Here is a 19,648-nt window from a genome sequence, read left to right on the forward strand (position 1 = left end):
GTATGCAACTAAGCGCACTGCTTATCACCTGACGTAGCTTCCATATCTGCATGCTTTAACTGACATAAGTCACGCCAAAGCAGAGGGATGATAATAACGGTTAACGTGATGTTTGAGATAGGTACCGCAAGCCACACCCCATCAACACCAAACCAGAAGGGCAATAAATATAAAAACGGCAATTGCACCAACATGTTTCCAAGCGAAATAGCCAACGCTTTACCGCCTTTGCCTACCGCAACAAAGTACATTGAGGTAAGAAATATAAAGCCATCCAAGAATAACGTGGATAGATGCAGCTGCAAACCACGCTCGGCCGCGTTGAGCAAAGCCAAATCCTCACTGAAGAGCCCAAGTACATCCGTCGGAAACAGATAAAACATAGTTACCATCATCACACCAACACCCAAGCTCACTTTGAGCGCCAGCTTAAACATAGTGAGAATGCGCTGGTAAAGGCTTGCTCCATAATAATAACTGATAGGCGGCTGGACACCATTCGCTACGCCTTCTGCGATAAAATAGTAAATAACGCCAAGGTAACCAACCACAGCGAAGGCCGCCACCTCAACTTCACTGGCAAATATCAGCAACTGCTTGTTATGTAACGCAACGATAAAGCCAAAATACAAAAACATCACCAGTCCTGCTGCGCCTTGCTTTAGTATTTCCAGAGCTAGAGGCTGATTAAACGCACCTTTGGGTTTATTTGCTTCACTAGGTGTGAGCAAAAAGTAGAGCGCTGCAAGTGCGACTATTCCTTGTGAAATCAGCGTAGCAAGTGCAGCACCGGGCAGCTGCCATTGCATTTTCACAATCATAAAATAATCGAGCACTATATTGCTGAGCGCCCCTACAATCAGTAAAGCCGTTGCCATTTCTGGCTTACCGTTGTTTCTTAGTAGTAACGGCAACGCACCTGCCGCAATGGTAACCCCAGCGCCCCAATTTAATACCTGTAAGTAGGCCAAACTGGAATGTAAAAGCTCACCCGATGCACCTTGAAGCTCGAGCAAACCCGGTCCGAATAATATAAGGACAGTCATTGCAACCACAGTCAAGATAGCGATGAGCCAAAAGCTGGTGCTCATCAGCTGCTGCACACCTGTATTGTCGCCAGCGCCACAATAAATCGACAACAAACTGCCAGATCCCATCCCGATTAAAACGCCAAAACCAATAATGATCCCTATAATGGGCCAAGCAAGGTTTACAGCAGCCAACCCCTGAGCACCAAGGTAGTGACCAATAAAAATACCATCGACGATTTGGTACAATCCATTGACCATCATTGCGACAACGGCAGGGATGGTATAACGCCAAAAAGTTCGGGTAACGTTGGCGTATTTAGCATGTGCTTTGTTCGCAGAATCTAACAGCATAATGAAATCCTTAAACATGAAAAGCCGTTATTATCCTTGTAATTGAGATTGGTCAAAGTTAGTATCCATCCGAAATTCGGATAGGTTAAATCATCATGCATTGGACACTCGATCAACTTGAAGCCTTCGTCACCGCCGTCAGGTTGGGATCATTTTCAGCTGCAGCAAGACACTTGGGGAAGGCACAATCTCGGGTCAGCACCGCAATTGCCAATCTGGAAGCCGATCTAGGCTTTGCACTTTTTGACCGCTCCGCCAGGCTGCCAGTGTTAAATCAAGCTGGTCTCGATCTGTTGAAAGAAGCCGAAGCGGTGCTCATGCAGTGTCAGCGACTGCAATCAAGAGCCAATTCTCTTAATAGTGGCGAAGAGGTGTCTCTCATCGTTGCCATGGATGAAGCAGTGCCCATTATCGCATTTGAATCTTTGTTTGAACGATTAGCTCAGCAATTTCCGTTATTAAAATTAGCCATTATTAATGGCTCTCAAGACGACATTGCACAATGGGTAAGCGCAAAAAGGGCAGAAATAGGCATTTTATTTCACCAAAAACCATTGCCAGAATCGCTAGATTTCACTTCGATAAACAGCTTTAAACAGATCTTGATCTGCTCCCCTCACCACCCGCTGGCACAACATCCTGCCCCGAGCATTGAAGAACTAAATCGACATCGGCAGCTCGTAATACGCGACCGCATTGGTAATACTCAGTCACAAGCCATATCCACAAGTCACTGGCACATTGACAGTTACTATTACATCATGGGTTTAGTCATTAGAGGCGTTGGATGGGCATTAGTACCTGAACATGTTGTCAACACACCGTGGTATATGGGAGAACTGTTCGAGCTATCAACAGAGCATATCCCTAATCCTCTAGTCGTCGAAATGGGCATAGTGCAACGCAGAGATCAAAGTAAAGGCCCTATTGTGCAGTGGCTTTATAACGAAACAGCTAACTTATTCTGAGTAAACCTATACTGTCAAATTAAAGCCATACTGGCTCTGCATAGGCTGGTATTTTTTCTACACTGATGGTTAAATTGATCTGTTTTGGATAAATTTCCTTTTAGCAAACACCAGTAACAAAAGTTCACATTTACATAGTAGAGTGGAATTAATACTGAGAACCAATTTAGGAGCACGTAGTTTTATTGTTTAAGACTGCAGTTAGGATACATTATGTTTGATAAAAATACGCTTATTGAAGCCTACGAAAACGTTTTAATTACGCTCATTAAAAAGCGTATCAACGAGTTAAAGTTTTATGTAAATCAAAGTATTTATTCTCATATGTCGTTATCTGTTGAATTTTGGCATTACGATGTAAACTGGAATATCTACAGCCTGCCCGAAAGCCGTTTCGAACAGCATAAAAACGTTGCTTCAGACGAGTTTATCATCTTGTCTGACTTTGAAGATGATTGTCCAGAAGTCAGTAAACTGAGAGACATTTTCGAGAGCTGGGAAGATATAGAACTCGTTGAAGATGAGGACGAGAATATGGATCTGTTGTTCAAGCTATCTCATGAAGCGCTCGCCGAGGCACTATGCGGAAACGAAGTAAAACCACTATTACTAGACATCTTTGCTGAGAATAAAGCGCTTAAAAATAAACCGCTTAACGAGCTTATCAAAGTAGAAGATCCTGACGGACGCTTTGATATCAACTTTGTAGAAGCTGTTGCTTAGTAAGCCGTCAAATAAGCCTAGATCATATGTTTACCAGACTACTTTAAGTAAGCCCCGTAAAGGGGCTTTACACGCTAGTTCATCTCACGCGCCTTTGTGATTGCAGCTTGAATGGCAGCTTTGGCCTGTGGGCTGTTTTTCCAACAGGTTGTTCGCAACATTGAAGCGACCCGCTCAGAAATTTCTTCAACTTCATAAGTTGCAAGCTCGCTCAAACTGCAAATACCGATTTCTTCAAAACGCTTTATCACCGTAGGGCCGACTCCTTTGAGGGCCAGTAAGGTGTTTTTTTCACTTTCAGAGAAAACCATAATTCAGCTATCCTTTTATTTATCAAAACGCTCAACATTAGCGCGATAATATTGAAATTCTATCACTATCTTGGCTTGAGAAGTCTGGATCAACATAAATATGCATTCTTGTGATCAAGCTATCAGAGAATTCGAACACACTACAAAAACGGCCAGATGAAATTTGATTATCAGGCCAGTGCGTACCATTACGCATCACACCGCCTTCGCGCCCTTCAACAACAACAGTTTTTCCAGACACAATGAAATTAAAATGCGCAATATCGTGCCAAATACTGTTGAGTGAGCTGCCAATTTTATCGCCAAACTCAAGTAATGCTTGCTTACCAACAGCGTCACCAAACTTTGGAAAAAAGAAAATCACTTCATCATGAAATAAGTCTAAATAGCTTGAATCTCCAGCATCAATCTTTTTAAAGTACTCAGTCACCAATTCAATTAAGGTATTTTTATCCATCGTGTTTTCTTCCTAATCCTTTGCAATTAATTTGTTATCTCACTCTCTTAATTAGGGCAAAAAAAGTAAAAACAATATAGGCCTGAACTCGGGATAACAACTTGTTCTCTAGCTGCTGTTATCCCTTACTACTGCGTTAAATTTGCTTGTAATAGGCTCGCTATTGACGCACAAATTTACCTTGTATTAAGAAGTAACTTCTGGCTAGAGTGATATTACGCTTTTGAACTTAGGTATTTTAGTAGCTTAACTAACTTCTTATCCCGAGTTAAGGTTAGGTAATCTCAATGGAAGAATTTGCGGTGCAAGGTTTAAAGTTAGCATTGTAGATTCCTCGTCCATAAAGTAATTAACCTTATTTAATGCAATCAGAATACGCAAAATAAAATCCGATGACGACAATCAACCCCAGCTTGCTTTTCTCAACACAAAGCACGCATTGTATACCTCGAAAGGGAATGGTAACTTATTGATGAATTTACGTTTAAATTTATTGAAAGAGAGCTCAATGTTCAAGCTAAGACCGTTCCAAGCCAATGATGTTGACAACATGGTCGTGATTTTGAACGATCCCGATGTCGTTCGGTATTTATCAACAAAAATTCCGCAACCTTACACTGAGCAAGATGCTATGTGGTGGGTAAATGAAGGCAGTAAACACGGCTATGTTCGAGCGATTTGCGATGGTCAGCAGCTTATCGGCTGTATAGGTATTACCCCTGGCGAGTTTGAATATCAGCGCTCTGGTGAAATAGGCTATTGGCTCGCAAAAAGCCATTGGCGTAAAGGGATTACTCATAAAGCCATTTTACACATTACCTCAGAGGTATTTAACGCGACCAGTATTGAACGGGTCTTTGCCGCCGTATTTGACGACAATCGTGCATCAATGAAGCTACTAGAGAAGTCAGGTTTTGAGCAAGAAGCGGTGTTAAAACGCGCTATATTCAAAAATGAGCGTTTCTACAACAATCACATTTTTGCCTTATTAAAGCCTTAAATGAGCGGTTGCTTAGTACAACCGTAAGTAGGCTACTCAAGCAATCAAGTGGCTCCGTATTAACCTAGACCAAAGTCAGCGCTATCTCTAGCGACTCAATCTGCTTTTTTAAGCTTGGATTAATTTCTTCATCGGTAATAATTGTGTCAATTTCGTTAGCTATAACAATCTGATAAGTAGCGACTTTATCTAGTTTATGACTCGGTCCCATAATCACAGTGTGATCGCTTTGACGAATAGTCGCAGAGAGGATCTCCGCTTCTTCGATATAGCTTGCACTAAAACCGTGGTGAATATGGAACGAGCAAATCCCCATAAAAACAATATCAAAACGGATCCGTTTCACCATTTCGATCGCCGTCATGCCTACCACCCGCATTGCAGGTTTAAACATCGGGCCGCCTAACACAATCACATCCACTAATGAATGGTAGGCCAGCTCTTTGGCGATCAGTGGACAACCAGTAACTACCGTCAGCGGCATATTTTTAGGTAAGTGCTGAGCCAAATAACGGCACGTCTCGCCAGAATCAATCACTATCGTTTGTCCAGGCACGAGCATCGCCAAAGCAGGTTCAATATAACGAATTTTACTGGTATCGGGCTTATCTAAACGCTCGATATAGTCAGGAGTATTATCCTGCAGCGCTAAAGCGCCACCATGAACACGCCGCAGGAGCTTAAGCTCAGCCAGTTTGTTTAAATCCCGACGGATTGTGTCTTCGCTCACATCAAGCGTCTGCGCCAAGGACACAGAGGTGATCCGCCCTTGTAAATTAAGCTGATCGAGAATGAATTGATGACGTTCTGCCAATAGCATTGCATGTTCCTGCATTTTTTTGCGTAATTTTACTTGAAAAAGATCGAGATACAAGCGTATTATTTGCACATAAATGCATGATAAAGCCGATTTAATATCAACCAACGCCTGTTTATGCATGAAATATTATCATAAGGAGTAAAAATGGCACTTAATTCACTCAACCTGAACCATTATCAGGGATTGATATTCGATATGGATGGTACACTTGTTGATTCTGAAGTTGCAGTACGACAGGCCGTCGCGCCTTGGTGTGAGAAACATCATGTCGATTTAGAAATGGTATTAACTACGGGCAGAGGTGCACGTTTCAAAGACTTTATAGAACAATTTACTCCGCATTTAGATTGCCAGCATGAAGTCGAGCTGTTGGAACAAGCAGAAGCCGACCTTGCCCATACCGTAACTGCCATTCCTGGAGCTAAATCGTTATTAAGCGAAATAAAAACACAGCAACGCAAATGGGCCGTTGCAACTTCTGCAAATCGTCACAATGCAGTTGCACGACTCACCACAGCAGGTTTACCTATTCCTGAAATATTAATTACCGCAGATGATGTTGGGCACGGTAAGCCTCACCCTGAGCCATTTTTATTGGCGGCCAAACGGCTGGGAGTGGCAACCTCTAAATGTCTTGCATTTGAAGACTCAGATCAAGGGGTAAGATCCGCACTTAGTGCTGGCTGTGACGTAGTCGTAGTTAACCGTTTTTGCACTATTCACCATGACCATATTGTTGCCCGTATCAATCACTATCAGGATATCTACTTATCAGAGGAAGTAAGCGAATGAAAACATGGCTGACAGGCTTTTATCAAACGAAAGATACCTACTGGGATTTCGCCGGTGTATTCTTCGGCGGTATCGGTTTTATCGCATTATTCGGCCAGCTGCTTAGCGAACTTGAGCGTCAAGGCCCAACCAACTTGTCCTTTACGTTTTTAATCGGGTATGTGTTGGTGTTTAGTTTTTGGCTGATGTATGGGCTGAGATTTCAGCGAATAGCAATCATTGTTACTAATGTACTTTGCCTACTTTTACAGATCTTAATTTTACTAACTGCCATTTTGCATTGAGTCGTTGGCAAAGCTCAACAGCTTTGCCAACCTATTTAGAATGGATTGTCATTTGATTGGGAACCCATTTACGAGCCCAGATATCAGCTCTAATTGGATCACATCACTCCATACTGCAATTTAACAACCACACACCTCAATCCAACCATAACTTAGGAGATGCTCGCTCCGATACAATGGCAAATTGCTCAACCCAATCGATTAATCCCTCAATCGCCATTGGTTTGGCATAAAAGTATCCTTGCACATACTGACAGCCCAAGCCTTTTAAGCAATCTAGTTGTCCTTGTTGTTCTACGCCCTCAGCTATCACCTTGAGTGATAAACTCTCTGCCATCGACAAAATCGCGTTGACCAAAATGGCCGCATCTTGGTTTTGATCTATATCTTGAATAAAACCTCGGTCTATCTTTAATATATTGATAGGGAAGCGTTTAAGGTAGCTAAGCGAAGAGTAGCCAGTGCCAAAATCGTCGATTGCTAAGTTGACTCCCGTTGCCCGCAGGCTTTGTAACCAAGCGGTTACGGCTTTATCATCTTCAAGTAAGATGCTTTCTGTGATTTCAAGCGTTAGGTTCTCTGGAAGAAAGCCTGATTGCTGCATGATTTGCTTAATGGTAGTGGCGTTAAAGCCAAGTCGATACTGCTGACTCGAGACATTTACCGTCAAATAACAGTTCATGCCAAGCGCTTTATTTAACCTGCGAATGTCATTACATGCCTTGGCAGGTAACCACTCACCAAGAGGAGCAATAAGGCCGCTTTCTTCAGCGACCGGAATAAATTCAGCAGGTGAGATATACTGGCCGAAATCAGTTGGCCAGCGCATGAGCGCCTCGACACCATATAATTTACCCGACACCGTATCAACAATAGGTTGGTAATGTACAGTTAAGCGCTGATGTTCAAGCGCAGCTCGGAGCAGCTGCTCCAGCTCAACTCGACGATTCACCTGTTGCTGCATTTCTTGCGCAAAGAAATGATATTGATTGCGCCCCGCCTCTTTTGCTTTATACATGGCTAAATCGGCAAGTCGTAATAACTCTTTTTGATCTTTTGCATCACTTGGTAAAATCGCGATCCCGATGCTTGCCCCGGTAAATACCTCAAAGCCGTTGATCACAAATGGTTCGCTCAGTGCTTTGACAATTTTATCAGCTACTTGGGCAGCATGATCCGGGTGAGCAATTTGGCTCAATAATAATACAAACTCATCTCCACCAAAGCGACTCAAGGTATCGCTTTTACGCAGCAGGCCGTTTAAGCGCTTAGCTACGGAGATAAGTAAGGCGTCTCCGGCCTCGTGACCCATGGTGTCGTTGACACGCTTAAACCTATCTAAATCGATAAATAACACAGCACTTTGATGATGAGTACGGCTCATGCGTTTAATATCTTGCTCAATGCGCTCAAGTAATAACGTTCTATTCGGCAGTCCGGTCAACACATCGTAATAGGCTTGATATTCAATCTGCTCTTCTTGCGCTTTGCGCTCGGTCATATCAGACAATATGGCAACATATTGCTGCACTAGCCCTTTGTCATCATGCACGACACTGATTGCTAGCCACTCTGGATATAACGTACCGTCTTTACGCTTGTTCCAGATCTCACTTGCCCACTGTCCGTGCGAGTTGAGGGTGCTCCACATCTGCTCATAAAAATGTTTGTCATGCTTACCTGAACTTAAAATATTAGGTCGTTGGCCGAGCACTTCATGTTCTTCATATCCAGTAATTTTGGTGAAAGCAGGATTGACCGCAGTGATCTCAAGTTTTGCGTTGGTGGTCATGATCCCTTCTTGGGTTGCATTAAATACCGCCGCTGCGGTCTTAAGCTGTGCACTTGCGCTTTTTTGTGCTGTGATATCTTCTTTGATCGCAATAAAGTTAATGATTTCCCCTTGCTGGTTTTTAATCGGGGAAATAGACGCGTACTCCCAATAGTAATCTCCAGACTTACGGCGATTGTAAAACTCACCACGCCAGACTTTGCCTTGTTTGATGGTTTGCCACAGCGTTTTGTAGTCGGTAAATCCTTGTTTGGAGCCTAGTACTTTGGGTGTTTGTCCTTTCACATCCTCAAGTGAATACCCAGTAACTTGTTCAAACTTAGGGTTAACGTATTCAATGCGAGCACGAGGATCGGTGATCACAATAGAAGAGGGGCTTTGCTCAATGGCATGGCCCCACTTGCGAAGCTCTTCTTCCGCTTGTTTAAAAAGGGAGACATTAACACTCACAAACACTTGGCCATTGTTGTGCGTGTTCGTTTGTTTTACTTGTAACCAAGCGCCAGATTCAGTTTGATGCAAATTGGCATCAGAGTTAAAAATTTCTCCAAACTGCTGCTGCCACTCTTCTAGCTTGCGTGGCATTTTTTCGCTATCAGCAATTGCGAAATGATTACGCCAAGCACTGTTACAGAGCAGCAAATTACCGCTGCGACTAAAAAGAGCAAAGCCTTCGGTTAAGCGCGCTACGGCATCGGACAAAGTTTGGCTGGTGCTCAGAATTTTATTTTTGGCCACGTAAAGCCGGTTTGCAAACACAATCAAGAGCAAAAATAGCACAATGGTCAGCAGTAAAAGCAATTCACTTTGATGCTTGGTTTTTTCTATGGTTTCACTGTGGTGCTGGCTATATGCCGCGTAAAGCGCTGAAAAAGCTTGGTCACTCGGCAAAGACAAAAAGCGTTGTTTTGCCTTTTTTAATTCTGCACTGTTAGCAAGAGCAACTTTAAAATGCTGATAGATAAGCTGCTCTAAGCCACTTTCAGAGTTGATGGTCATTAAAGGCTCTGCGACAAATTCATAGAGCTGACCCAACATTAAATTAGCAAGCATTCTATTGGCGTGGGTTGCCAGTTCGGGCTCACTCTGCTCCAGCTCGATTAGCAACTCGGGGAGATAAAGCAGGCTGTTTTTAATATTTGCTGCCGCTGTTTTAATGGATTCGACTTGCAATACTTTATTGCTGAGTAGCTGACGATAGGCATCAAATTGCTGTCGAATGTCGGGCGTGGCTTCTGCAAATAATGCATCCTGCTCTGGTGTATTCAAAGCGTCGATTGCATGTGCTAATCGCGCTAACTCATCATATTGATTGAGCTGTGCACTAAGCATTTGTAACACCGCGGCATCCAGTTTGGCATCAATACTCTTGGCTTCAAAGAGCAGGGTAACTCGTGCTTGGTGTGTTTGACTGCTGAGCTCTTGCTGCGAGTAAAAATACGCAAAAAGCGCAATTGGCGCGCACAGCAGTAACGCTTGCACACCAATGAAGGCCTTATTCTTCATTCGTGGTTTTCCAAATCCATTTCGTGGTGATGTCCTGCTAGGCTGTCAATAAAGGCAACTAGCTTGTTAATATCGGAGTCGGAGATATTGCGGCCAAGTTGGTATTTGGCCATGGTCGCAACGGCGGCTTCTAGGCTGCTATGACTAGCATCGTGAAAAAAGTATGCTTGTTTGCTAGCAAGTCGCAAGCTCGGTACTTTGAACACAAAACGATCTTGCTCATTGCCAGTGACGTTAAAACGACCATAATCCGCTTTTTGAATTGGTGTATTTCTATCGCCAAAATAATCACCAAAGGTGCCCATTTTGGCAAACATATTGCCACCAACATTGCGTCCTTGATGACAACTAATGCAACCATACCGTTTAAATAACTCATAACCGGCAATAGCCGACTTAGGTAAACCTATGCTTTTATCTTTAAGCCATAAATCAAACGGCGCATTAAGCGTGATTAACGACCCTTCAAAAGTCGCTATTGCGTCTTTTACCGTGTGTTTCGTTACTCCCTGCGAGTACACTTTAGTAAATTGCGCGACCAGCGTTTTATCTTGATTTAACTTAGCAACGACCTCTGGCCAAGTCATATCATGCTCTTTTGGGTTTAAGATGGGTGAGTCGATTTGATCATACAGCGATTGCGCCCGGCCATCCCAAGCTTGACGAATATTTAAAGCCGCGTTGTAAACAGTTGGAGTTTTTAGCTCACCGAGTGCGCCATTAATCCCACTGGAAAGGGGCTTTACATCCGCGCCATGGCTGCGTAATTGATGGCATGACGCACAGCTAACTTGGCTTCCTCGGGAAAGCCGCTTATCAAAAAAAAGTGATCTGCCTAAGGTGACTTTATCGGTATCAAGCCCTATTGCAGGCTCAAGAGGCAGAATTGGATCATTTGCAGCTCCCAATAATGGAAACGCAAAAAGTAATAAACTCCAAATTCGCATACACTCCGCCCAAGTTGCCATCTTGGTGTAAAAGATAGCAACATTCGGCATTGCAAATTTTGATTTAAAATAAGCTTAGCAATGGAAGTTGTGTGTTTCTATTCACTCGCCCCGCACGGCTAAACTTGTCACTTCACTCAGCCAGTTATCAATTACCTCAGGAGTTGCTAAGTACGCAGGGCCAAATAACGTATGTTGAGTTGGCTCTATACCACAAAATCCCAATGTCCCATGTTCTAGCTGAGCCATAAGCCCTGCAGCAACTTCTTCCAAATAAGTTTGCGGCGTGTCTGAGGTGAGAATAACTCTCGCGGTTTTATGCGGTAGAAGCTTTTCAATTTCAGTGCCGGCCTCACTGTATTTAAAAGCAAAGCCTGGTAGTAATGCTCTATCTATTAGCCCTTTGAGCTTGGCTGGTAACGCCAACCACCAAATTGGGCTTACTATCACAATGTGCTGCGCCCACAGTAAGTTCTCTTGGAATTGCTTGAGGCATGGCTCTAATATCTGGCTCGCTTCATAGCCATACATCAAATTGATTTCAAAGTGCATCTCACTAAGATCCATTCTGCGTACTTGATGTTGGGTGCTTGCAGCTTGCTCGTAACTTGTGGTGATAGCATGGCAAAGGCTTTTGGTTTTGGGGTTACCGTTTAGTAGCAGTATTTTTTTCATCGTCGTTTCCTTATCACATGACTGAGAAACGAGTGTACTGTCTCCCCTTTACGGGAGAGTCAAGTTACTCTACCTGAGACTAGGATAGTTTTATCTGTGGACATTCATCAAGCGATGCGATGCAATGTTCAATACGCTGTATTTTTTGCTGAAGCTGCGCAACTTGCTCTATGAAAAATACTTTGAGTTCAACTAAAAATATGTTGATTTCGACCCAGTTGACTTGCCGCCCTTTAATCTCAATCACCTGCTGTAATTGCTTAATCGACACGCCGAGCGATTTTGCTTCTTTTATTAATAACAGCAGATCGACATCTACTTGAGAATAGACGCGATACTTACCAACACGCTCCGGGGTAGGAATAAGCCCTTTCTCTTCATAAAAGCGAATAGTCTTGACTGACAGCCCAGTTTGCTTTGACAGCTTGCCAATATACATTTTTGATTCTCCCTACTAAAAGCAAAATAGCGGTTTACAGCCTCCGAAAAAGTTGTAACTATCAACAGTAAACCAGCCACACGCTAACAAAAAGTATCGTCAAGGAATAGCAAAAGATGTATCAGTTATTTTACTACCCCCGAAATGCCAGTTGGGCACCGCATCTCGTACTCGAGCACCTACAACTAGAAAAAGAACTGCTCTTGGTCGATAGAAAAACACAACAACAAAAGTCTGCGACCTATTTAGAACTCAATCCAACAGGACGGATCCCGACATTGGTCGACGGTGACCAAATCATCTTCGAGAGTGCAGCTATTTGTTTGCATTTATGCGAAAAGCACCCTGAAGGACAGCTTATCCCAGCGCCAGCAACCCCACAGAGAGCCACGTTTTATCAGTGGCTTTTTTATTTAACCACGACGGTTCAGCCAGAACTCATGCTGTATTTCTATCCTGAAAAATATCAGCTGTCACCAGTGAACAGCAAGACCATCTCTCAAGCCGCGGAGCAACGAGTCGGCGACATGTTTGCACTCATCGACAAGCAGTTGGCAACACACACCTACTTAGTTGATGAACAGCTCACGCTTTGTGATTATTATTTATTTATGCTGGCTCATTGGGCAAGTGGGTTTAATACTGCGCCAAAAGACTATACGCATTTGGGCCGATTTATGCGAATGATGGCACAGCAAAAAGTGGTAAAAAGAGTGTGTGAAATTGAACAAACCGATCTAAGTTTTTATTAGCATCCATTACACCAAGGAGGAAAAATGGAAACCTTAGTGAAAAACTATATCTCTGCGTACAATCATTTTGATATTCCGGGTATGCTAGCTCAACTCACGGATGATGTCGTGTTTGAGAATCTCGCCAATGGTGAAATTACAACGCGTACAACCAGTAAAATGGAGTTTGCAGAATTAGCAAATCAGTCTGCTAAGTTATTTTCCGAACGCAATCAATCTTTAACCGCCGCCACGCAAGACAATGATCTGTTTATTGTTCATGTGAGCTACAAAGCGAAATTAGCCCAAGACTTAGCCAATGGCATGAAAGCTGGGCAAAGCATCTCCTTGCAAGGCCGTTCAGAGTTTGCATTTCGCGATGGCAAAATTTGTTTGATAAGAGATATAAGCTAACTCCTTACTCCAAACTCGGGTTATTTAACCTGAGGTTTGGATAAGGAATGGGCTAATTCATTGTTTTAAACTCACCTTAAATAACTTTCTTATCTAGCCAGAGAGTTTTAGGGATAACTCCGCTCTCGCGTCCTGCTACCGCCCTGGTACCTACATCCTGTAGGCAAGGCGAATTTACGCACTAATAGCAGGCTATTGGAAGTGAATTCAACACAGTTAGCACTAAAACTGGCTGCTAGAAAGGCATTAATTATCCAAACTCAGGTTATTTATTTGGCAAAATCAGCGTGCTTTCCTATGCTGGTTTTGCACTTTCATCATTAATTCATTTCGACCTAAGCACTATCTTGCGATCGGTCCAAGACGAATGAAATAAAACGGAGAACAACAATGGGACTATTAAGTGGTTTACTCGGTAATGCAAGTGAAGTAGACAGTAGCGAAGTAGATAAGTTATTAGCAGATACATTAATTGCTGGAGAAGAAGTTGCACAAGCTTACAAGGTGATCCGCGACTTGTTTATTTTTACCAATAAACGCCTAATTTTAATCGACAAGCAAGGCATGACGGGCAGCAAAGTAGAAATGCTCAGCATTCCGTATAGCAAAATCACAAAATACAGCAAAGAATCTGCGGGTCACTTCGACCTCGATGCGGAACTAAAAATATGGATTGGCTCAGATCCAACACCAATTAGTAAAGAATTTAAAGCGGGCGACAATATCAACCAAGTATATCAGATCATTTCACAATATTGTTTATAGCCACATGCAGTTAACTATGAATAGGCACGCAGGATGCGTGCTTCTTCCACACATATTCGTCCACTCTTTTATCAATAGAGTGCAGGCTTGGCATTATAACAAATTTGCAGAGTGACCTATCAAGCGCCATTTTTCATCGCTACATAAATACCAAATAGACTGCCTTAGTGCGTCATATGACCTCTCACCCAAGGTATTCTCCAGTGCGGAGACGTACTCAATCACAACCTTATTGGGACACTGCTCAACTAACTTATAATCCTCGCTAATTATTTTATGCTCACTGAGATCTTCACTCTTCAAGCCTTCAATAATGTCATCCTTTGTCATACCATCACAAAATAGTCCACTTTCTGAAAACTCATCATGGATGTAGTCCGAGATCAGATTAATATTTTTTCGTAGCTCTGGCGAATGTAACGCTCGCTCTAAAGCTTCAATTTTATCCAGCATACTCTTTCCAAAAAGCCAGCATAAACCGGCTTTGCTTCTGGGCTACTTATTTTCGAGGCCAAACACCTGCTAGGCATACATCTACAAACTTTTTAGGTTTCGTCAGCTCAATCTCAACTTGTGAATGGGCAGCTTCATTACGCTTAGCACAATTTTTTAAATATGACATGACTATCTCCTTTACTCTTGAATTATAAAGTTATGTACACCTAACTTAGGTAATACAGATTGAAAAAACTTGATGTCGAATAAGACGGCGTGTTTTTCAGGCAATATTGAATCGACTTTAAATAGGTAGGGAACTTGATTAGTGGTTAGCGGATCGAGTTCTGATGCCTGACAAGCTAGACAGTATGTTCTTATTATGGATTGGTAATGATCATTATATTCAATCTTTTCTAGTGGAGTTTCATTCCCGAGAACCACTTTTTTTCTAATTGGATAATGATGTATAAACTGCCCAACACCTTTGCAAAATACTTGGTATAGTTCTGTATGCAAAATAAATGCATGGAATAACTCATCAACTAATTTGCTTGCTGCAGCAACTGCTTTTGGTGAAATAACCACAAATATTAGATAGTCTTTTAGACCCTCAACGACCACCTGGATCTCATCATCAGATAATTTATATTCAAAGTGCGTTTCTATATACCAGTCAAACCACTCCAGCACAGCTTCGTCAAACTTATAGTTTTCAATGAAATCGACCGCATTTTCCTTACCCTCAATTGCTTTCATTAAATCCCGTCTCCATCTCAGCAACAGCCTTAAGGTATACGTCTCACTTTAATTAGTCAAAGTGATTCTGCCCCTAATTGATTACTCGCATGAAACAATAAACATGCTCCTGCTACCAAATTTCAACTGGCTTTAATGAATTTAAACACTGAAAATGAATTGTATTAATAAAAGTAAAATAGGCAATGTAGTTACACGTTTGCCAATTCAAACTTACCCATTTGCTCCTTAAAAGTTTACAGCTGCTCAAATAACAGCTAACTTGTACCTAAAAAATTCATAAGGATATAAAAATGATAAAGCAACTTACTAGCATAATTTTATGTTTTGTACTGACGGCATGTGGCAGTGACACAAATAATACAACTCCAACAAATGTGACCTCTAACAAGCCTCCAACAAATACGCCTTTACCATCATCACCCAAACCCCTTCCTGATGTGAGCTTCGACCAAAGCTTTATCGATGATGTCTCTGAGTTTGTTAAATTAGCGCATGCTGTTCAGTATTTTTATCCATCGGCCGAGGTAAGAGGCTCGGATTGGTCACTTTTCATTGCGGAAAGCATTGTCGAATTAAACCAAACACCAAGTAAAGAGCGTAAAGAAAAGGGGATTGAACTCATAAGGCAAATTGCACCTTACTTGGTTACACAACAAAACCATATCCCAAAATTGCTCCCTGATACGCAAACATATACTTGGATACAAAATGCGTCTGCGCATTTCAGCGTCTATACACGGTTGCTAGTATCAGCTACGTTAGCTGAAATTCAAGAGGAGAAATACGCCCCCAGCAAGCAATTTGTAACTCTTAACTTTTATCAAAGTCCCCTCTACTTACCACTCTACCTGCCCGTTAAAACTGAACTCTCTGGTGGTACATTCACTCAATTAGGCCGTTGGCAGATTGAGTCTAACTTCGCGCGTACCGAAGCTTGTATGGCTACCGTGTCGGGAATGTGGGCCAATATTCAACATTTCTGGCCTTACTTTGAGCAGATTGATATTGACTGGTCAGCAAGTCTTATCCCGTTACTAACCGCTTGCAAAACTGAAGAGCCAGAGCGAAGGTTACAGCTAATTAAAACCGAGCTCACTAAATTGAATGACAACCACATTATAGTTAAGACTCCTGATATGTTTACGGTTAGCGACGCGTACTATGGTACTTTTTTTTACGAGATCGTAGAGGGAAAAGCCATTGTAACGAGAGTTCAACAAGATGAGCAAACTGGTATCGAAATTGGAGATGAAGTACTTACTATTAATGGTGAAGATATAATAGAACACCTATCAAAGAAAGCGCTTTACTCGCTTAAAAATACACTACATAGGTTGAGCCACACTGCAAGACAAGGAGTTTATTTTAAAGATAAGACCCCTGTTAACTTTACCGTTAAAAAACCGGCGGGGGAGATTTTTCAGGTAAATATAACACCGCTAGAGCAGAGTGAAGTAAAACCTTTGATCGGATTACCTTACACCCCCCATTCAACGTCAAAAATTGAAGATTTAGGCGACAATATATATAAAATCAATATTTATAACGTTATACCAGATGACTTGAATGCGATAAAAGAAGCGTTAAAAAATGCTCATGGCGTTGTAATCGACTTTCGCCATTACCCACAAAGCTGGGACGGATGGCGAAGCGTATTAAGCTGGTTTATCAAACAAGATGCGACCAATGATACTTTGGCACTATTATGGCAAGGAGCACCAAATCAAAAAGATAAAAAGCTCTACCCCGTTCAGCAAATAATTCATCGAGATGCCAACCCACTTTCAATTCCATCCATAGTACTTTCTTCTAGAAGAAGTATCAGTCAGAATGAACATGCTTTGGTATTTGCACGTAGTGGCGGCCTAGCAATCTTAGGGGAGCACACTTCAGGGATTAATGGTAACGTTTTTTGGGTTCCGTTTTTTGGCGGTTTAAAAGAGGGCAATCTAGGTGCTGAGTTCCAATACACAGGTATGCTCGCGAACCGACATAATGGTGACCCTTTGATAAACGCAGGTATTGCGCCAGATTATTTAGTGCCAAGAACCAGAGAAAGCATTATCAATGGTACTGACAATCAAGTAGAGCGTGCCATTGATATTCTAAAATCAGAATTTTAGTCTTATAACAGCTCACTTAATTGAATGGTCCGCTTAAAAGCTATGACAACAGGTAATTAGCTTTTAAGTGGACCCAAACTTTATGAACTAACTTCAGAACGAGGAGTTAGCGCCACATCAACTTACCGTACGCTCTGTTCGCAGATAAAAAGCCGAGTACAAACCCATAGCCTTTGTATTGTGCGATCAATTGTCCTAACTCTTGTCTAAAACGCTGATATTAAGCTTTAAATAAAATACGTAATGGTCTTTTTGCTAGAATCATAACCATAGGCGAAGGTTACAAAGGTTAGTATGTTCTAGCCCATATAAAATAAAACACAACGCTATGTCTACTTTATGTAATAAAGCAATGTATTTTGTTCATAGCCACTATAAACACCATTACTATACGGCCATAAATCAAACTTAACATTGTGTTGATATAAAGAAGATCCAGCCCTCATATAACTGTCGCCACGACTTGTAGATTTAATACTTAAACTTATAAAAGAGTAATCCAAGCCTGAAAGGCTACATCCAGTACCTTCATTCTGCCATAAAACTCCAGTGTCAAATGGGACTATAGGTTGACTTAAATCATTGCTCTGACTCAACGCTACACAATTCCCACTATTAAGCTTAGACTCATTAATAAAGGAGATTTTTGAATGCTCGTCTATAAACATCATTCCTGTTGACATGCTATTTCTGACGGCTAGCCACTGCTCGCTAGAAAGAACGCCAGGTTCGCTCGCAGTTACAGGTGAAGATGTAACAATACTTTCAAGTCCGTCTTTGTGGTGAGCAACTAATGTCCAGCCACCTCCATTTACATCCATTTCACACATGGCTAAAAATGGTGATATACCTCCGTTACCATCAGGGTCTATTTCATAAATACCCGATGCTATATTTGGGTTTTGTTCTTTTAAAGCAGCACATGTGGAACCTGTAACTTCTGATGGAGGCTCAGGCTCCGTTGTAGTGCTAGAGATAAACCCTCCGAAATACTCCAGTTCACCTATTGCTCTGTAACTGTGGCCTTGTGTTGAATGTATTTTCAACCGCACGAATCTCCCAACAGCAGGCTCTGTAAGTTCAATTAACTGATCCAAGCTTTTCACTAGCGAGAATGACTCATGGTCAATAAAATTAATATTATCATCGGAAACTTGTAACGTTACATCTTTGACGCCCATACCTGGATCTGATGCACCTGGATACAACATAACTCTGAATGAGGTAATGTACGCTTGACGATTAAAAGCAACTTGCAGCCAATGTTCCTGTACAGAAGTCGTCAGCCAAATCCCCCTATTAATCTTTGAGGTCGCATCAATATTAACCTTGGATGAGCTGTTATAACCGTCAAATGCCCCTGAAGCACTATCTAAACCATAACTCTGGCTGGCCGAGTATGATGATTCGTCTAATCCATTACTTCCAATTAAGGCTATATTTCCATATTGACCTGTTGAATCACCAGGATCTAATTCAAAGCTGCTATCAGTATCCAACCGAAGAGCAATTGTATCTTTTCCGTAATGAGTAATATCCTGAGCAAAAGTTTGATTTTTAATCGTCAGTAAACTTATCGTTTCCAGTAAATGCTCTGTTTCAACATCTTTTGACTGTTCTTCTTGTACTAATAGCTTCCCATTTATAGTTTGAAAGCCATGTTGATTAATTGCTTGTTGATTTAAAGAATAAGCCAATCCGCTGTCTGTGAGTCCATTATTAGGTTGGCTGTATATGGCTAAATATCCGACTTTCTCACTATTACTATGCTTGGTACTTTCTTGCTCTTGACGATTAGTTGTAACACCAAAGGTTAAAGCCGAAACACTAGACACTCGTAATGAGTAAGCCTCCTTAGCACTTTGAGTCTGTCCGCTTAATAATACATGTGGAGCATGCGGAAAACTCTCACTGAAAAATTGCTGAGCATTCCCTTCTGATAAATCAAATTCACCAACTTCCCATATACTACCGTCTTCAAATTGATGCCGACCTTTTTCAACAATAAGGAATGACACATTTTCCTCACTATGCGCTCCATCAAGGTAAGGCCATTCATCAAAGAAGACTTCAAAACTAGAGTTCGACACACTAGAGATAGAAATTACACCTGGCTCACTATCTTTGTATGACGGGATCGAAGCGAAGACAACCGGATCATCATAACCAAATATCGGAATAGTCACTTTCTCACTAGATACTTTAACGCTGTCAATTAACGTAAAAGCACTTACATTTGAAATTAAAGTCATTGAAAATGAAATCAATAAGAGATACTTTTTCACTACAGTTCCTTATGTTAAAAATATTAATAAACTTCAG

The 19,648-nt window shown here is 41.8% G+C and carries 21 protein-coding genes; 9 read left to right on the forward strand and 12 right to left on the reverse strand.

Going from position 1 to position 19,648, the window contains the following annotated elements; translation table 11 throughout:
• Nucleotides 1-8: 8 nt before the first annotated feature.
• A complete protein-coding gene (locus NO992_RS17350; protein WP_371379309.1) occupies nucleotides 9-1,382 on the reverse strand; it encodes an MATE family efflux transporter in 1,374 nt (457 codons plus the stop codon).
• A gap of 95 nt (nucleotides 1,383-1,477) precedes the next feature.
• Between NO992_RS17350 and NO992_RS17355 the strand changes: the two genes are divergently transcribed.
• Both NO992_RS17355 and NO992_RS17360 read left to right on the forward strand, forming a co-directional pair.
• Nucleotides 1,478-2,350 (forward strand): LysR family transcriptional regulator, encoded by an 873-nt coding sequence (locus NO992_RS17355; protein WP_349196021.1) that lies wholly within the window; start codon nucleotides 1,478-1,480, stop codon nucleotides 2,348-2,350.
• 213 nt (nucleotides 2,351-2,563) lie between these two features.
• Entirely contained in the window at nucleotides 2,564-3,073 is a 510-nt protein-coding gene (locus tag NO992_RS17360) for a hypothetical protein (protein WP_371379313.1), read from the forward strand.
• A gap of 74 nt (nucleotides 3,074-3,147) precedes the next feature.
• Here NO992_RS17360 and NO992_RS17365 read toward each other — a convergent pair whose 3' ends face one another.
• Together NO992_RS17365 and NO992_RS17370 are read right to left on the reverse strand one after the other, a co-directional pair.
• Nucleotides 3,148-3,384 (reverse strand): helix-hairpin-helix domain-containing protein, encoded by a 237-nt coding sequence (locus NO992_RS17365; RefSeq protein ID WP_010376112.1) that lies wholly within the window; start codon nucleotides 3,382-3,384, stop codon nucleotides 3,148-3,150.
• A gap of 37 nt (nucleotides 3,385-3,421) precedes the next feature.
• A complete protein-coding gene (locus NO992_RS17370; protein ID WP_010376114.1) occupies nucleotides 3,422-3,841 on the reverse strand; it encodes a nuclear transport factor 2 family protein in 420 nt (139 codons plus the stop codon).
• Nucleotides 3,842-4,349: 508 nt separating this feature from the next.
• Between NO992_RS17370 and NO992_RS17375 the strand changes: the two genes are divergently transcribed.
• Nucleotides 4,350-4,841, forward strand: coding sequence for a GNAT family N-acetyltransferase (locus tag NO992_RS17375; RefSeq protein WP_010376116.1), 492 nt, complete (start codon nucleotides 4,350-4,352; stop codon nucleotides 4,839-4,841).
• 64 nt (nucleotides 4,842-4,905) lie between these two features.
• Here NO992_RS17375 and NO992_RS17380 read toward each other — a convergent pair whose 3' ends face one another.
• Nucleotides 4,906-5,661 (reverse strand): DeoR/GlpR family DNA-binding transcription regulator, encoded by a 756-nt coding sequence (locus NO992_RS17380; RefSeq protein ID WP_371379317.1) that lies wholly within the window; start codon nucleotides 5,659-5,661, stop codon nucleotides 4,906-4,908.
• A 144-nt stretch (nucleotides 5,662-5,805) separates the two neighbouring features.
• Between NO992_RS17380 and NO992_RS17385 the strand changes: the two genes are divergently transcribed.
• Together NO992_RS17385 and NO992_RS17390 are read left to right on the forward strand one after the other, a co-directional pair.
• A complete protein-coding gene (locus tag NO992_RS17385; protein ID WP_349196017.1) occupies nucleotides 5,806-6,453 on the forward strand; it encodes an HAD-IA family hydrolase in 648 nt (215 codons plus the stop codon).
• Nucleotides 6,450-6,737, forward strand: coding sequence for a hypothetical protein (locus NO992_RS17390; protein WP_017216915.1), 288 nt, complete (start codon nucleotides 6,450-6,452; stop codon nucleotides 6,735-6,737). The genes NO992_RS17385 and NO992_RS17390 overlap by 4 nt, the downstream gene beginning before the upstream one ends.
• 136 nt (nucleotides 6,738-6,873) lie before the next feature.
• Here NO992_RS17390 and NO992_RS17395 read toward each other — a convergent pair whose 3' ends face one another.
• From NO992_RS17395 to NO992_RS17410, 4 genes are all read right to left on the reverse strand, one after another.
• Nucleotides 6,874-10,035, reverse strand: a complete 3,162-nt coding sequence (locus NO992_RS17395) for an EAL domain-containing protein (protein WP_371379321.1) — start codon at nucleotides 10,033-10,035, stop codon at nucleotides 6,874-6,876.
• A complete protein-coding gene (locus tag NO992_RS17400) occupies nucleotides 10,032-10,982 on the reverse strand; it encodes a cytochrome-c peroxidase (protein ID WP_371379324.1) in 951 nt (316 codons plus the stop codon). Before NO992_RS17400 ends, NO992_RS17395 begins: the two co-directional genes overlap by 4 nt.
• A 102-nt stretch (nucleotides 10,983-11,084) precedes the next feature.
• Nucleotides 11,085-11,657 carry an NAD(P)H-dependent oxidoreductase gene (locus NO992_RS17405; protein WP_371379327.1) on the reverse strand — a complete coding sequence of 191 codons (573 nt, stop codon included), beginning with the start codon at nucleotides 11,655-11,657 and terminating at the stop codon, nucleotides 11,085-11,087.
• 79 nt (nucleotides 11,658-11,736) lie between these two features.
• Nucleotides 11,737-12,096 carry a MerR family transcriptional regulator gene (locus NO992_RS17410; protein ID WP_017216911.1) on the reverse strand — a complete coding sequence of 120 codons (360 nt, stop codon included), beginning with the start codon at nucleotides 12,094-12,096 and terminating at the stop codon, nucleotides 11,737-11,739.
• 116 nt (nucleotides 12,097-12,212) lie between these two features.
• Between NO992_RS17410 and NO992_RS17415 the strand changes: the two genes are divergently transcribed.
• The 3 genes from NO992_RS17415 (at nucleotide 12,213) to NO992_RS17425 (ending at nucleotide 14,006) form a co-directional block, all read left to right on the forward strand.
• The gene (locus NO992_RS17415; protein ID WP_371379330.1) at nucleotides 12,213-12,848 is read left to right on the forward strand and encodes a glutathione S-transferase family protein; all 636 of its coding nucleotides are present in this window, start codon (nucleotides 12,213-12,215) and stop codon (nucleotides 12,846-12,848) included.
• A 24-nt stretch (nucleotides 12,849-12,872) separates the two neighbouring features.
• Nucleotides 12,873-13,241, forward strand: a complete 369-nt coding sequence (locus NO992_RS17420; RefSeq protein ID WP_371379333.1) for a nuclear transport factor 2 family protein — start codon at nucleotides 12,873-12,875, stop codon at nucleotides 13,239-13,241.
• Between the two features lie 390 nt (nucleotides 13,242-13,631).
• The gene (locus NO992_RS17425) at nucleotides 13,632-14,006 is read left to right on the forward strand and encodes a PH domain-containing protein (RefSeq protein WP_010605565.1); all 375 of its coding nucleotides are present in this window, start codon (nucleotides 13,632-13,634) and stop codon (nucleotides 14,004-14,006) included.
• Nucleotides 14,007-14,099: 93 nt separating this feature from the next.
• On the opposite strand, the gene NO992_RS17430 is transcribed toward NO992_RS17425, so the two are convergent.
• The 3 genes from NO992_RS17430 to NO992_RS17440 are packed head-to-tail and all read right to left on the reverse strand — an operon-like array spanning nucleotide 14,100 to nucleotide 15,200.
• Nucleotides 14,100-14,459 carry a nuclear transport factor 2 family protein gene (locus NO992_RS17430; RefSeq protein WP_017216908.1) on the reverse strand — a complete coding sequence of 120 codons (360 nt, stop codon included), beginning with the start codon at nucleotides 14,457-14,459 and terminating at the stop codon, nucleotides 14,100-14,102.
• Between the two features lie 46 nt (nucleotides 14,460-14,505).
• Nucleotides 14,506-14,628: a hypothetical protein gene (locus NO992_RS17435; protein WP_371379337.1), complete on the reverse strand. Its 123-nt coding sequence runs from the start codon at nucleotides 14,626-14,628 to the stop codon at nucleotides 14,506-14,508.
• A gap of 11 nt (nucleotides 14,629-14,639) precedes the next feature.
• Nucleotides 14,640-15,200: a hypothetical protein gene (locus NO992_RS17440; RefSeq protein WP_371379340.1), complete on the reverse strand. Its 561-nt coding sequence runs from the start codon at nucleotides 15,198-15,200 to the stop codon at nucleotides 14,640-14,642.
• 293 nt (nucleotides 15,201-15,493) lie between these two features.
• Between NO992_RS17440 and NO992_RS17445 the strand changes: the two genes are divergently transcribed.
• Nucleotides 15,494-17,326, forward strand: coding sequence for a S41 family peptidase (locus NO992_RS17445; RefSeq protein WP_371379343.1), 1,833 nt, complete (start codon nucleotides 15,494-15,496; stop codon nucleotides 17,324-17,326).
• 332 nt (nucleotides 17,327-17,658) lie between these two features.
• On the opposite strand, the gene NO992_RS17450 is transcribed toward NO992_RS17445, so the two are convergent.
• The gene (locus tag NO992_RS17450; RefSeq protein WP_371379346.1) at nucleotides 17,659-19,611 is read right to left on the reverse strand and encodes a fibrinogen-like YCDxxxxGGGW domain-containing protein; all 1,953 of its coding nucleotides are present in this window, start codon (nucleotides 19,609-19,611) and stop codon (nucleotides 17,659-17,661) included.
• Between the last annotated feature and the right edge of the window lie 37 nt (nucleotides 19,612-19,648).

The organism is Pseudoalteromonas sp. DY56-GL79, from assembly GCF_041414765.1.
Lineage (GTDB): Bacteria > Pseudomonadota > Gammaproteobacteria > Enterobacterales > Alteromonadaceae > Pseudoalteromonas > Pseudoalteromonas piscicida.

Coding starts and splice junctions, on each gene's coding strand:
- NO992_RS17350 (WP_371379309.1), bottom strand. CDS start 1,382: ATGCTGTTAGATTCTGCGAACAAAGCACATGCTAAATACGCCAACGTT.
- NO992_RS17355 (WP_349196021.1), top strand. CDS start 1,478: ATGCATTGGACACTCGATCAACTTGAAGCCTTCGTCACCGCCGTCAGG.
- NO992_RS17360 (WP_371379313.1), top strand. CDS start 2,564: ATGTTTGATAAAAATACGCTTATTGAAGCCTACGAAAACGTTTTAATT.
- NO992_RS17365 (WP_010376112.1), bottom strand. CDS start 3,384: ATGGTTTTCTCTGAAAGTGAAAAAAACACCTTACTGGCCCTCAAAGGA.
- NO992_RS17370 (WP_010376114.1), bottom strand. CDS start 3,841: ATGGATAAAAATACCTTAATTGAATTGGTGACTGAGTACTTTAAAAAG.
- NO992_RS17375 (WP_010376116.1), top strand. CDS start 4,350: ATGTTCAAGCTAAGACCGTTCCAAGCCAATGATGTTGACAACATGGTC.
- NO992_RS17380 (WP_371379317.1), bottom strand. CDS start 5,661: ATGCTATTGGCAGAACGTCATCAATTCATTCTCGATCAGCTTAATTTA.
- NO992_RS17385 (WP_349196017.1), top strand. CDS start 5,806: ATGGCACTTAATTCACTCAACCTGAACCATTATCAGGGATTGATATTC.
- NO992_RS17390 (WP_017216915.1), top strand. CDS start 6,450: ATGAAAACATGGCTGACAGGCTTTTATCAAACGAAAGATACCTACTGG.
- NO992_RS17395 (WP_371379321.1), bottom strand. CDS start 10,035: ATGAAGAATAAGGCCTTCATTGGTGTGCAAGCGTTACTGCTGTGCGCG.
- NO992_RS17400 (WP_371379324.1), bottom strand. CDS start 10,982: ATGCGAATTTGGAGTTTATTACTTTTTGCGTTTCCATTATTGGGAGCT.
- NO992_RS17405 (WP_371379327.1), bottom strand. CDS start 11,657: ATGAAAAAAATACTGCTACTAAACGGTAACCCCAAAACCAAAAGCCTT.
- NO992_RS17410 (WP_017216911.1), bottom strand. CDS start 12,096: ATGTATATTGGCAAGCTGTCAAAGCAAACTGGGCTGTCAGTCAAGACT.
- NO992_RS17415 (WP_371379330.1), top strand. CDS start 12,213: ATGTATCAGTTATTTTACTACCCCCGAAATGCCAGTTGGGCACCGCAT.
- NO992_RS17420 (WP_371379333.1), top strand. CDS start 12,873: ATGGAAACCTTAGTGAAAAACTATATCTCTGCGTACAATCATTTTGAT.
- NO992_RS17425 (WP_010605565.1), top strand. CDS start 13,632: ATGGGACTATTAAGTGGTTTACTCGGTAATGCAAGTGAAGTAGACAGT.
- NO992_RS17430 (WP_017216908.1), bottom strand. CDS start 14,459: ATGCTGGATAAAATTGAAGCTTTAGAGCGAGCGTTACATTCGCCAGAG.
- NO992_RS17435 (WP_371379337.1), bottom strand. CDS start 14,628: ATGTCATATTTAAAAAATTGTGCTAAGCGTAATGAAGCTGCCCATTCA.
- NO992_RS17440 (WP_371379340.1), bottom strand. CDS start 15,200: ATGAAAGCAATTGAGGGTAAGGAAAATGCGGTCGATTTCATTGAAAAC.
- NO992_RS17445 (WP_371379343.1), top strand. CDS start 15,494: ATGATAAAGCAACTTACTAGCATAATTTTATGTTTTGTACTGACGGCA.